The 12,479-nt window shown below is 38.1% G+C and carries 10 protein-coding genes; all 10 read right to left on the bottom strand.

Features of this window, described 5'->3' with window-relative positions; translation table 11 throughout:
• Window positions 1-19 precede the first annotated feature (19 nt).
• Window positions 20-1,372, bottom strand: a complete 1,353-nt coding sequence (murD, locus tag C1726_RS01565; RefSeq protein ID WP_102271547.1) for a UDP-N-acetylmuramoyl-L-alanine--D-glutamate ligase — start codon at window positions 1,370-1,372, stop codon at window positions 20-22.
• Window positions 1,373-2,347 (bottom strand): phospho-N-acetylmuramoyl-pentapeptide-transferase, encoded by a 975-nt coding sequence (gene mraY / locus C1726_RS01570; protein ID WP_057766634.1) that lies wholly within the window; start codon window positions 2,345-2,347, stop codon window positions 1,373-1,375.
• Complete coding sequence (locus C1726_RS01575; RefSeq protein WP_102271548.1) at window positions 2,344-2,805, bottom strand: hypothetical protein; 462 nt, start codon at window positions 2,803-2,805, stop codon at window positions 2,344-2,346. Before C1726_RS01575 ends, mraY begins: the two co-directional genes overlap by 4 nt.
• A 1-nt stretch (window position 2,806) precedes the next feature.
• Window positions 2,807-4,267 carry a UDP-N-acetylmuramoyl-L-alanyl-D-glutamate--2,6-diaminopimelate ligase gene (locus C1726_RS01580; protein ID WP_102271549.1) on the bottom strand — a complete coding sequence of 487 codons (1,461 nt, stop codon included), beginning with the start codon at window positions 4,265-4,267 and terminating at the stop codon, window positions 2,807-2,809.
• Between the two features lie 127 nt (window positions 4,268-4,394).
• Window positions 4,395-6,311 (bottom strand): stage V sporulation protein D, encoded by a 1,917-nt coding sequence (locus C1726_RS01585; protein WP_102271550.1) that lies wholly within the window; start codon window positions 6,309-6,311, stop codon window positions 4,395-4,397.
• Window positions 6,312-6,378: 67 nt separating this feature from the next.
• Entirely contained in the window at window positions 6,379-8,631 is a 2,253-nt protein-coding gene (locus C1726_RS01590; RefSeq protein ID WP_102271551.1) for a penicillin-binding protein, read from the bottom strand.
• Entirely contained in the window at window positions 8,631-8,996 is a 366-nt protein-coding gene (gene ftsL / locus C1726_RS01595) for a cell division protein FtsL (RefSeq protein WP_102271552.1), read from the bottom strand. The genes C1726_RS01590 and ftsL overlap by 1 nt, the downstream gene beginning before the upstream one ends.
• 36 nt (window positions 8,997-9,032) lie before the next feature.
• The gene (gene rsmH, locus C1726_RS01600; protein WP_102271553.1) at window positions 9,033-9,965 is read right to left on the bottom strand and encodes a 16S rRNA (cytosine(1402)-N(4))-methyltransferase RsmH; all 933 of its coding nucleotides are present in this window, start codon (window positions 9,963-9,965) and stop codon (window positions 9,033-9,035) included.
• A 32-nt stretch (window positions 9,966-9,997) separates the two neighbouring features.
• Window positions 9,998-10,429 carry a division/cell wall cluster transcriptional repressor MraZ gene (mraZ, locus tag C1726_RS01605; RefSeq protein WP_102271554.1) on the bottom strand — a complete coding sequence of 144 codons (432 nt, stop codon included), beginning with the start codon at window positions 10,427-10,429 and terminating at the stop codon, window positions 9,998-10,000.
• 267 nt (window positions 10,430-10,696) lie between these two features.
• A complete protein-coding gene (gene bshC / locus C1726_RS01610) occupies window positions 10,697-12,331 on the bottom strand; it encodes a bacillithiol biosynthesis cysteine-adding enzyme BshC (RefSeq protein WP_102271555.1) in 1,635 nt (544 codons plus the stop codon).
• Window positions 12,332-12,479 lie beyond the last annotated feature (148 nt).

The following is a 12,479-nucleotide window of genomic DNA, read 5'->3' on the forward strand; positions in this document are numbered from 1 at the left end:
ATAAATCGTGTCCAAGCCCTCACTTAAGCATATGCACCGCTTGTATAAAAATGTCTCCCCTGACCTCAAAAGTTTTATATTGATCCCAGCTTGCACAAGCAGGCGATAGAAGAATCACATCCCCTGGTTCAGAAAACTGGTAGGCTACGGGTACGGCTTTTTCCACATTATCGACACGCTTAATTGTTTTTATTCCTGCACTTTCCGCTGCCCGCTCGATTTTTTCTGCTGTTTGTCCGAAGGTCACCACTGACTTTACATTCTTTAAAAATGGAATTAGCTCATCAAATTCATTTCCGCGATCCAATCCGCCAGCAAGCAGAATAATCGGCTCTTTAAAGGCAGCAATTGCATTTTGTGTTGCTAGCATATTTGTTGCCTTTGAGTCATTGTAAAACTTTCTTTCCTTAAATTCAGTAATAAATTGCAGGCGATGCTTAACGCCAGAGAACGATTTTAATACTTTAAATATCGCTTCATTGTCAACACCTGAAAGCTTTGCAGCCGCAATTGCAGATAATATATTCTCTAAATTATGTGCCCCAGGTAAAAGAATATCTTTTAATTCAAGCACTTGTTCATCATTAAAATAAATCCAGCCTTCCCTAATATACGCCCCTTTCTCCAATACTCTTTTTGAAGAAAAAGGAATAATGCTGGCATTTGACTCTTTTGCAACAGCCATCGTTTCTTCTTGCTCAGAATTGACGATAAAAAATTCAGCCGAAGTCTGATTTTTAGTAATATTTGCTTTCGCCTGTACGTATTCTTTTCTTGTCCCATGATAATCGAGATGTGCATCGTAAAGATTAGTTAATATCGCAATCCTCGGATTAAATGTTTCAATGCCCATTAGCTGAAAAGAAGAAAGCTCAATAACTATTGTGTTTTCAGACGTTGCTTCCTGAGCAACAGAAGAAGCAACAGTGCCAATATTCCCTGCAATAAGGGGGAGCTTTCCCCCTTCCTTCAGCATGTCAAAAACAAGGGTAGTTGTCGTTGTCTTCCCGTTCGTTCCAGTGATTGCCACAAAGGGTGCCTCTGAAATTTGATAGGCTAACTCCACCTCTGTAATGACAGGAATTCCGATCTCAATCGCCCTTTGAATCATTGGATTATGATAAGGAATACCTGGATTTTTGACGACAAGCTGAAAGCCTTCATCAAGCAATTCTACTGGGTGTCCTCCACATATGACCGTAATGCCCTGTTCAAGAAGCCCTTGAGCCTCAACATTTTCTGACAAGGGTTTAAAATCGTTTACAGTTACAAATGCACCAAGTTTATGTAATAGAGAGGCTGCTGCAACCCCGCTTTTTGCTAGTCCAAGGACTAGTACTTTTCTATGAAGATAGTGATTAACCTGTTTCAATTACATCCACACCTCGATATAAATTCCAAGAATCGCACACAATAAACCAACAGTCCAAAATGTTACAACTACACGCCACTCTGACCAGCCTACTAGCTCATAGTGATGATGCAATGGACTCATGCGAAAAATTCTTCTTCCCGTTGTTTTAAAAGAAATGACTTGAAGAATGACGGAAAGCGTTTCGATAACAAAAACGCCGCCGATAATAATTAAAATAATCTCCAATTTTGTTAAAATCGCTACCGCAGCAATCGCTCCCCCTAATGCAAGCGAGCCAGTATCTCCCATAAAAACCTTTGCCGGGTGAGCATTAAATACTAGAAAGCCTAGGACAGCTCCAGAAACTGCCACAGAAAAGATCGATATTTCAAACTGGGACAGATTCCATGCCAAAACAGCAAACGCTCCAAAAGCGATTGCTGCAGTCCCTGAAAGAAGCCCATCTAAACCATCGGTAAGATTAACTGCATTTGAAAACCCAACAAGCCAGAAAATAATAAAGAATACATAAAACCATCCTAAATCAAAGGAGTAATCTGTTAACGGGATATGAATCGCCGTTGAAAACTCATTTTGTCTTAAAACAAGGTAAAAAATAACGGAAATGACAATTTGCCCGAGTAATTTTTGCAAGGAAGTCAATCCTAAGTTTCTCTTCATAACTACTTTGATAAAATCATCCAAAAATCCTAGTAAGCCAAATCCTAAAGTTACAAGCAGAAGTAAATAAATTTTCATTGTTGGCTCAGAGAATTTACTAGTCATTACCAATGTTGTAATGGTAATGGAGAGAAGGATCATAATTCCCCCCATCGTAGGCGTTCCTGATTTCTTAAGATGAGACTGGGGACCTTCCTCTCGAATACTTTGCCCGAACTTTAACCTCCGTAAGAAAGGAATAAAAAGCGGAGAAAGCAATGCTGATATTAAAAAGCCCATTATAATTGTGAAAATAATAACCTTCTCCATCATTTCGCTCCCTCCTTTCCGATCTGGAGCCGTTCCTTTACCGTACGTATTTTTTCTGCCATTATAACAATATCATATGTTGATTCGGTTTCTTTAAGACGCACTTCATCTAAAAAAAGAAAATTCGTCACTTCTTTTTGTATTTGATTTGTATTACTTATATTTTCAATATATAGTTCCATCATGTCCATTAAGCCTTTCAATAAGTCATTTGTAATAAAAATTGGAAAATGATTAGGAGTATACGAGGGAATACTTTCCTTCTCATCCCACAATGCAGCAATTGCTCCATTTTCAATTGCCTTGCTCAATTTCCCTGAACCTTCTTCAAAAGGAATAAATATTCCCTTAGGCTGCGATACATCTGAATTTGACGCGACCGTATGAAAATACAGCTCATAGTCCTGTATCCCATATTTATTTGGAAACAGTTTCGCTAAATCACCATACGTTAAAAACATTTTATCGCCCCTCTATCGCCTCTTTTGCTACTTCTCGATCATCAAAATGAATCATTTGATTACCTATTAATTGATACGTTTCATGTCCCTTCCCAGCAATTAGAATAACATCCCCTGCGGTTGCCGCTTTGACAGCGTAATGTATGGCTTCTTTCCGATCTATAATTGTCTTGTATTGATATCCCTGAACTCCCTCTTCCATATCTATTAAGATTTGTTTCGGGTCTTCACTTCTTGGATTATCAGATGTAAAGATTGGATCAGAGCTAAAGCGGCAAGCAATTTCAGCCATAAGCGGACGTTTCGATCGATCTCTATCCCCACCACAGCCAACAATGACGAATACCCTTTTCTTCGCAAACTGCTTTACTGTAGTAAGAGCATTCTTTAAACTGTCTGGCGTATGAGAATAATCCACGATAACAGAAAAGTTCTGCCCTGCATCTACTGTTTCAAAACGTCCCGAAACTCCTTGTACTTCTTTGATTGATTGAATGATTTGCTCAATAGGTATCCCTGTTGCGATACCTGCCCCAATGCTTGCTAGCACATTGTAAACACTGAATTTACCGATCAATTGCATCGATACATTATGTATCCCGAACGGACTGATTAATTCAAAGGACGTTCCAGAAGAAGTTATTTGAATATTTTTCGCCTGAAGATCGGCCTTGTTATCAATTCCATATGTTAAAATATGTGCTGCTGTTGCTCTTATATACGATTTTGAAGCTTCATCATCATTATTTAAAACTGCAAATTTTGGAGGATTTTGAGAAAAACCACTTCCAAGCTGTGAAAATAGCAGTCCTTTTGCATTTTTATAGGCTTCCATTGTTTTATGATAATCTAAGTGGTCTTGAGTCAAGTTTGAAAAAACAGCAATATTAAAATCACACCCATGAATCCGCCCTTCATCAAGGGCGTGTGAAGAAACCTCCATCACCGTAGTGCTTATCCCCTCGTCGACCATTTGGCTGAAAATTTTCTGCAAGGTTAGACTATCAGGTGTCGTATTTTTCACTTCATATTTTTTTCCGGCAATTTTTGTATACATGGTTCCAATTAGCCCTGTTTTTTCACCTGAATCTGAAATGATCTTTTCAATTAAGTGGCTAATGGTTGTTTTCCCATTCGTACCCGTTATGCCAATTAAATGGAGTTTCCTGCTTGGCTGTCCAAAAAATGCATCAGCTAACACAGACATTGCCCGCTTTGAATCCGGGACGACAATAACAGGAACAGATAGATTCATTTTCTTTTCAGCTATGATTGCAGCTGCCCCGTTTTGAACAGCTAATTCAGCATAATCATGTCCGTCAACATTAAATCCTTTGATGCAAATAAACAGGCTGCCGTTCTGGATGTTCCGACTGTCGTTTTCTATTGAAGAGATGTCTGGGTTATCTCCGCTGTATGTCTTATATGGCTGTAAATAAGAAATGAGCGTGTTTAATTTCATTTCAATCAACCCCACAATCATCGCGATTTTCATTTTACATGAAAACTTTCTATTTAGCTATTTGTTTATAACTGGAAAAGGGCGTGTAAATATAGGCGGCTATAGCGCCGCCCCTCTTTTTTAAGATTTATTCCTCATCAAAATAAAGTCGAATAGTTGAGCCTTCTTTTAATTTTATACCTGCTTCTGGTGTTTGTTTCACTACTTTATTTCCTGATCCGCTTGCATCGATTTTCAAATTGATAAATAACTCACCTAACTCTTGTTTAGTTATTCCAACTAAGTCCGGAACTTCAATCATCGGAACATCTGGCCACTTATATTTTTTTTCAATTTGATCTTTTCTTGGTTTTACACCCATCGCTCTTAAACTATCTTCCATGATATTTCCAACGATTGGTGCTGCAACTAATCCCCCAAATTGAACGGTTCCTTTCGGATTGTCGACAGCTACATATACAACAAGCTCTGGATTGTCTGCTGGAGCAAATCCAATAAATGAAACAATATGATTATTTTCTAAGTATTTTCCATCTTTCGCTTTTTGTGCAGTCCCTGTCTTGCCGCCCACTCGATAGCCTTCAATAAAGGCATTTCCGCCTGTTCCTTGAGCAACAACACTTTCTAATGCATATCTAATTTTATCTGAAGTATCTTTGGATATGACTGTTCGTTTAGCGGTAGGTGTTTTCCTCATAACAATTTCACCCGTTTTAGGATCAATCAGTTCTTTTGCTATATAGGGTGTATACAAGGTCCCACCATTAATTGCGGCAGATACGGCAGCTACCTGTTGAATCGGAGTGACTGAAACCCCCTGTCCGAAGGCAGTCGTTGCTTGTTCTACAGGTCCTACACGATCAAGATTAAAAAGAATTCCTGTTCCTTCTCCTTGAAGGTCAATCCCTGTTTTTTCTCCAAAGCCAAAATCCTTAATATATTTGAACAGTTTTTCTTTCCCCAGGCGTTCCCCAAGTTCAACGAAGCCTGGGTTACAGGAATTTTGGACAACCTCAAGGAATGACTGGCTCCCATGTCCGCCTTTTTTCCAGCATCTTAAGCGTGCCCCACCGACTTTTACATATCCAGGATCATGAAAATGGTCTTTATCTAAGTCAACCTTTCCTTCCTCCAAAGCAGCTGCTAGCGTAATAATTTTAAATGTCGATCCCGGTTCATACGTACTCCAAATAGGCAAATTCCGATTAAATATATCCGGAGAAACATTTCGGAAATTAGCAGGGTCAAAACCTGGTCTGCTAGCCATCCCTAAAATTTCTCCATTATTTGGATTCATTGCGATAGCAATAATTCCATCTGGATTATAAGTCGCTTCCGCTATATCTAATTCTCGTTCCATAATGGTCTGGACTTTCGAATCAATTGTCAGCCTTAAATCTAATCCATCAACTGGCGGCTGATAATCATCCGCCATATCATTCATTCGCTCTCCTTTTGCATTTGCATAAAACTGGACAGAGCCTTTCTTACCCTTTAATTCCTTATCATAATAAAGTTCCAGTCCCATCAGTCCTTGATTGTCAATACCCGCAAAACCAAGCACATGTGATAGATAATCCCCAAAAGGATAATGGCGTTTAGAATCCTCGCCAATATAGACTCCTTCTAAATTTAATGCTCTGATTTCCTTTGCCTTTTCATGAGAGATTTTCCTTCCGCCTGTAATTCTTACATCTTTCGCCTTTTTGGTCACTTCAGAATAAATTTTTTTCTTAGAAGCATTTAGTATAGAGGCTAATTTTTCTGCCGTATTTTCAGGATCCTTTACTTGTCTTGGAACAACATAGATTGTTGGTGCACTCACATTTGTAGCAAGCGCAACCCCATTCCGATCAACAATTTCCCCTCTTTCAGGCTCAAAGGGAATATCCCTGCTCCATAATTCCTTTGCTCCATCTGTTAAAGTTGTACTCAGAAAAAACTGAACATAACCAAGTCGCAAATCAATTATAAAAAATACAAGAATCCCAACTACTAAAGCAATCATCAACCGTTTTCTTACTGTTACATTGGAAACACGCATGAAAGAACGAACCTCCTTAGATTATGGCTCGTTCCAATATATGCTTGTACCTTTTTGAATAGAATATTTAATCTTGAACTTCAATATTTTGTTCTTGTGATTCTGATTCATCACCGGGTTCTTCTTCTTTTTCTGCTTTCATATATTTCTTACTTGGAAGCTCCAATTCAACAATTAAATAATCTTCCTCTTTAAATGTTGATCCTGGTTTTAGATTTTGCTTCACAACATAGCCATTGCCAACAGAATTCAACTCCAAATTGCCCAATTTCGCAACCTTCATGACATCTCTTAACGACCAGCCTGTCATATCAGGAATCGTTCCTTCATTATCAGTGAGCAGTACAACATTTTCTCCTGTCATCAGTTTTGTGCCTTTTCCAGGGAGCTGCCCAATTATCTTCTTGCCCTTGCCCATAACGATTGGGTTTACACCCTTCTTGCTTAATATATTTTTGGCTTCCTCAGCAGATGCCCCAATTACACTTGGAATTTTTTCATATTGAGCTTTTTCCTGTTCCTCAGGCTCGATATTTAAGTACTGAAGACTGCTCTTCATAACCGGCTTAAATATATCTGCAACCGGTTGTGCACCGCTCGTATGAAGATCGATTTGCGGCTGCTGGACAGCTACATATACGATTAATTTCGGGTCATCGGTCGGAGCCATTCCAAGAAAGGAGAAAAACAGGTTTTGACGCCCTGTTAAATAGCCTCCACCTGGTTTCGGTATTTGTGCAGTTCCTGTCTTTCCTGAAACTTCATAGCCATCAATATTAAATAATTTATATCCAGTCCCTTTGGGAGTAGAAACAACATCCTCCAAAATATCTCTTACTTCTTTTGCTGTTTTAGCTGAAATTGGATTTCCGGTTACCTCTGGTTCCGTTTTTTCTATCAAATCCTTTTTACTTGGATCAACAATTTTACTAATGACATGAGGCTTCATCATCGTTCCATCATTTGCAACAGCTGTTGCTGCTTGGACCTGCTGAATCGGAGTAATTGCTGATGCTTGCCCGAAGCCTGTTGTCGCCTTATCCCGAGGCCAATCATATTGAATTTTCCCTGCTGCCTCATTAGGCAATTCAATGCCGGTAGGCTGATCCAATTTAAATTTTGAGAGATATTCTCGGAAAGTCTCATAACCTAGCTTTTCTTTCACTATTTTCGCAAAGGCAACGTTTGAGGAACGAAGCACACCTTCATAATAGGAAATGACGCCCCAGCCTTGTCCTTTATTATGGTCACCAACAGGTCTTGATTTTGGATCAACAGCATATTGGCCTGATTTATATAATTCATTCTTATTAAAGACGCCTTCTTCAACCGCCGCTGCTAATGTGAAAATTTTCATTGTTGAACCTGGTTCAAAGGAATTCTCAACTGCCTCGTTATGCCATGTCTCTGAAATTCCTTCCTTTGTCTTCGGATGAAAAGATGGTCTTTGAGACATTGCAAGAATTTCGCCGGTTTTCGGATCAGCAACAATGGCTATCATCTTTTCAGGCTTGTATTTTTCATCAACCTTACTCATTGAATCCTCAAGAAAGGTCTGGATTTTCTTATCAAGTGTTAAATAAATATCCTTTCCATTAACAGCAGGTGTTATCTTTTCCGTGCTGTCCGCTAATAAATATCCCCAAATATCACTCTCATAGTTTACTTTTCCGTTTTTCCCAGTAAGAACGTCGTTCAAACTTTGTTCAAGCCCTAACATGCCCACTGTTTCTGTTTTATTATCTTCTGTTTCCTTCTTCTCCACATAACCTACTAAATGGGACGCAAAAACACCATTTGGATAGAATCGTTTCGTATCCTTAATAAAAGTGATGCCAGGCAGTTTTAACTCTTCAATTTCTCGTTTCTTTTGATTAGATAAGTCTCTCCCTGCTTTCCCAAACTCTACTTGGAAAGGCTGCTCACCATCTTTATTTAATTTCGTTAAAAGTCTATAAATCTCCGACTCTTCCATATCAATTACTTTTGCAAGCTTTCTGGCTGTTTTATCTGGATTGACTACATGCTGTGGATTTTTCTTATTCGTTGTCATACTCTCATCTAATATGGCTATTAATTTGTATGAGTTTGTATCGGTTGCAATGACTTCTCCGTTGCGATCATAGATTGTTCCACGCTTCGCTTCAATTGTTCTTACCTTTTCATACTTTTGCTGAGCTTTTACTGCAAGTGTTTCTCCTCCGGCCTCTCCAGTTACCTGAATTGAAATAAAGCGATACAGTAAGACAAAAAAGAGCAGACCAAATATTACAAATAATATCGCTGCTCCAAAATTAATATTCGGCTGTTTTTTTATCATTAATCTTGCACAACCTTAACATTATTTTCATTTAATTTAAGACCTAATTCTTTTGCTTTTGCCCAAATACGTTCGTACGTACTCAGCTCCCCTACCTGCATTTGAAGATCACCATTTACTTTTTGCTGTTCTTGAATCATCATTTTCGTGTCTTGGATATCTTTGTTCACTCCATAAATAGCTGCTTGATTAGAAACAATATGGATAGCGCCAAAACAAACAATCCCTGTAAAAATAATTCCCAAAATCTTTTCTCCAGGAGAAAGCCATGGACTTCTTACCTTTACTTTTTTTGGTGCTCTTACCATTTGTTTTTGCTGCTCATGATGCTGCTCTTGTTGGAGTTTTCGCGCTAGGTTACCCATAAATTCCCTCCTGTTTCATTCTGTTTTTCTCAAGCCTCATAGCTTTTCAGCGATACGCAGCTTTGCAGATCTTGCACGATTATTATTAGTAAGCTCCTCTTCAGATGGAAGAGTAGGTTTTCTTGTTATTAATTTTAGGATGGGCTTATACTCATCCGGAATGACTGGCAGTCCTGGTGGCAGATTAGGTGTCTCGCTCGCTTTTTTAAACGCAGCTTTACAAATTCTATCCTCTAGTGAATGGAAGGTAATCACGCTAATTCTCCCACTAGGCTTTAGTATGTCAATTGCTTGCTCTAATGACTTTTCGAAAACACCTAATTCATCATTAACAGCAATTCTAATCGCCTGAAAAATACGCTTTGCAGGATGTCCTCCCTTTCTTCTAGCAGGGGCTGGAATGGCTTCTTTAATTAGTTCAACAAGTGCACCTGTTGTTTCAATTGGTGATGCTTCCCTTGCCGCCTCAATTTTCCTGGCAATTTGCTTCGAGAATTTTTCTTCTCCATATTTAAAAAAGATTTTCACTAAATCTGAATAACTCCAATGATTGACAACATCATAGGCAGAAAACCTTGCTTCCGTATCCATTCTCATATCTAGAGGGGCATCGTGATGATAACTGAAACCTCGCTCAGGGGTATCTAATTGTGGAGAAGAGACACCTAAATCATATAAAATTCCATCAACCTTCTTAACTCCTAAATGTTCTAATTCCTCTTGAAGGTACTGAAAGTTACTTTTAATAATTGTTATTCGATCACCATATTTAGCTAGCTTTTCTTTTGCATGTGCGATTGCTGTATCATCCTGATCAAAAGCATAAAGCTTCCCTTTATCTGAGAGCTTGGACAGAATCAATTCACTATGCCCAGCTCCTCCTAGCGTACAATCCACATAGATTCCGTCAGGATGAATGTTCAGACCATCGACCGTTTCCTCTAATAACACTGTTGTATGTTCAAACATAGTTGTCCACCTTTCTGGAGGCTTTTCGGCCATTAAATATCAAACCCAATCATATTCTCTGCAATCTCGGAAAAAGATTCCTCTGAATCGGAGAAATAATCTTCCCAAATTCCCTTGCTCCATATTTCAATACGATTCGATACACCTAAAACAACACATTCTTTTTCAATTTTTGCATATTGCTGGAGCGGGGAAGCAATATTTATTCTTCCTTGTTTATCTATTTCACATTCAGTAGCACCTGAAAAGAAAAAACGAGTGAAGGCTCGGGCATCCTTTTTCGTTAGCGGCAAGCCTTTAAGCTTCTCCTCTAACAATGTCCATTCATCCTTTGGGTAGCCAAATAAGCATTGATCCAGGCCTCGTGTAAGAATAAAGGTTTCTCCTAGATTGTCACGGAATTTGGCAGGTACGATTAAACGGCCTTTGCTATCAACGTTATGATGATATTCACCCATGAACATACCCACTAACCCCACTTTCTTACTCAAATGTACCACATTCCCCCACTTTCCTCCACATATTTTTTATATTCTACTGTAAAGTTGAAATCCCCTTTATAAATCTTAGTTATGCACTATATTTTCGTTCGTCTTTTCCTAACAAAAGAATGCATGTATTTCGTCTCTCTTCGTCTCTTCAACAAAAAAAGACTGCATCAATTAATAGATGCAGTCTTTTTTTGTTGATATTTATTATATTTATTTTTAAATTAAAAGAACAATTTTCCGTTAAATACGAATAACTTTATGCGTCCCGTCAAAAGTAAAGGTGCAATCTAGAAGGTCATTAATAAGTGCTGGTCCATGCTGGTTAATAAAGAAAAAACCGTTTAGTGTTCGTTCCTGCGGAGATCCTGAAGGCCAAAGGGCGTTTTCTACCCTATCGTATTTATTAATAACGACTTCATATTTCCTATGGGCGTACTGCTCCAATTTATTTTCTAAGAACACGATTTGATCAATTACTTTTCCTTCGTTCTTTTTTAGCAATGGTAGCATCCCTTTATTTCCCTTGGCTATGTATGTCTCAAGCTTTTCATAATTACTCAGAAAACCTTGTTTCATACTTTCAAATAGCGAATCAAGATTTTCATCCTTTAAAGTTTGAAGAAAATCTCTTTTTTGCTTTTCCGCACCAATCATTAAAATTTCTCGCAAATCCAATCCAAGTTCAACCATATCTGTTTCAATGGAGCGATCCAAAAGTGTGATATTTAGACGCGGTACAATTGGCGGCATCTTTAAACCAAACCATTCGAATGCTTGTTTAAGCTCAGCCCAGTAGGCAATTTCACCAGGTCCAGCAATAAAGGAAAGTGTCGGAAAAAGCCACTCTTGCATTAATGGTCTCGTAACAACGTTATTGCTTAAGTTCTCAGGAAACTCACCAGCTAATTCCAGCATCTGCTCAATAGTGAATTGAATTTGACCATCCTTGCCGATAAATAGGTTATTTTCAAAATTATAATCAAGCAAAATTCTTTCGTTATTTTCTTGATCATAATAAAAAAGATTCGCTGCTTGATCGCTTATGTCAATCGTGTGTTCATATCCACTCGATTTCAGCACTTCTTGCTGCTCCTTCACTTTTTTAGTGATTTCCCTACTATTATTAATTTGTTTGATAAAAAATTCCTTTTCAAGTTTACGAATTTTCTCATCACCTGAGTCAATGATTAACAGCCCGGAATCTTTAAAAAGATGCATAACAATCCATGCAAAGAAGTCTACAAAGGTTTTCGATTCATGAATAGCCTTTTCAAAAACTTGAAGCAATTCCTTTGTATGCGCTGTTTCCCCAAATGACTGAACGATTCCTTCAACCCATTGATAACAAAGATCATGATTTAATTCAATCGTTGAAACCATCCTTTTATCAATTACCTTTTCTGGGTAAATCTTTTTTTCTATTTTGTTGTTTCTTTCAATAAATATATGGTTAACCTCTTGATAATCATGATCCTCTCCTGCTATCCAGAAAAGCGGCACGACTGGAACGTTTAGCTCCCTTTCTTTCTGCTTAGCAAGAGCAATGATCGAAATAATCTTATGTATCGTATACAATGGGCCAGTTAATATCCCTGCCTGCTGACCACCTATTATGACCGTGCTATTTTTTTCTTTTAATTTTTTAATTGATTCCATGACCTTCTCTGATGCAGGAAATTTATCCATGTATCCTTCTATATGTGCTGCTAGCTCATTCCTCATATACGAACGCTGCTGTATTTCGGTTAATCTTTTTTCATATTCTAAACGATCATTAAATCGATAATGAAAATAGCGCTGAATTTCTGGCGTCTGTTCCAGATATTCAGTTGCAAACCGGTTCGTAGCCGGTAATGAGAGATTTAGAATCTCCATTTCAGAACTTCCTTTCTTATCAATAGTTTTCCATTCCCTTTTGAATCAAAAGAGGTTTTCTCTATCTCATTATTACCATAAGAGTATATCATTGTCCGTAATGAAAAGAAAAAAGTTTGTTTTGCCCAAATGATAAAATCTGTGTAAT

Origin of the sequence: Cytobacillus massiliigabonensis (genome assembly GCF_900199725.1) — a bacterium.
In the GTDB taxonomy this organism is placed as follows: Bacteria; Bacillota; Bacilli; order Bacillales; family Cytobacillaceae; genus Cytobacillus; species Cytobacillus massiliigabonensis.

Bases quoted from the DNA above. Each gene is read 5' to 3' on its own strand.
- rsmH (WP_102271553.1), bottom strand. From the start codon at position 9,965: ATGTTTGAACATACAACAGTGTTATTAGAGGAAACGGTCGATGGTCTG.
- mraY (WP_057766634.1), bottom strand. From the start codon at position 2,347: ATGATGGAGAAGGTTATTATTTTCACAATTATAATGGGCTTTTTAATA.
- C1726_RS01590 (WP_102271551.1), bottom strand. From the start codon at position 8,631: ATGATAAAAAAACAGCCGAATATTAATTTTGGAGCAGCGATATTATTT.
- C1726_RS01580 (WP_102271549.1), bottom strand. From the start codon at position 4,267: ATGAAATTAAACACGCTCATTTCTTATTTACAGCCATATAAGACATAC.
- C1726_RS01585 (WP_102271550.1), bottom strand. From the start codon at position 6,311: ATGCGTGTTTCCAATGTAACAGTAAGAAAACGGTTGATGATTGCTTTA.
- C1726_RS01575 (WP_102271548.1), bottom strand. From the start codon at position 2,805: ATGTTTTTAACGTATGGTGATTTAGCGAAACTGTTTCCAAATAAATAT.
- bshC (WP_102271555.1), bottom strand. From the start codon at position 12,331: ATGGAGATTCTAAATCTCTCATTACCGGCTACGAACCGGTTTGCAACT.
- mraZ (WP_102271554.1), bottom strand. From the start codon at position 10,429: ATGTTCATGGGTGAATATCATCATAACGTTGATAGCAAAGGCCGTTTA.
- ftsL (WP_102271552.1), bottom strand. From the start codon at position 8,996: ATGGGTAACCTAGCGCGAAAACTCCAACAAGAGCAGCATCATGAGCAG.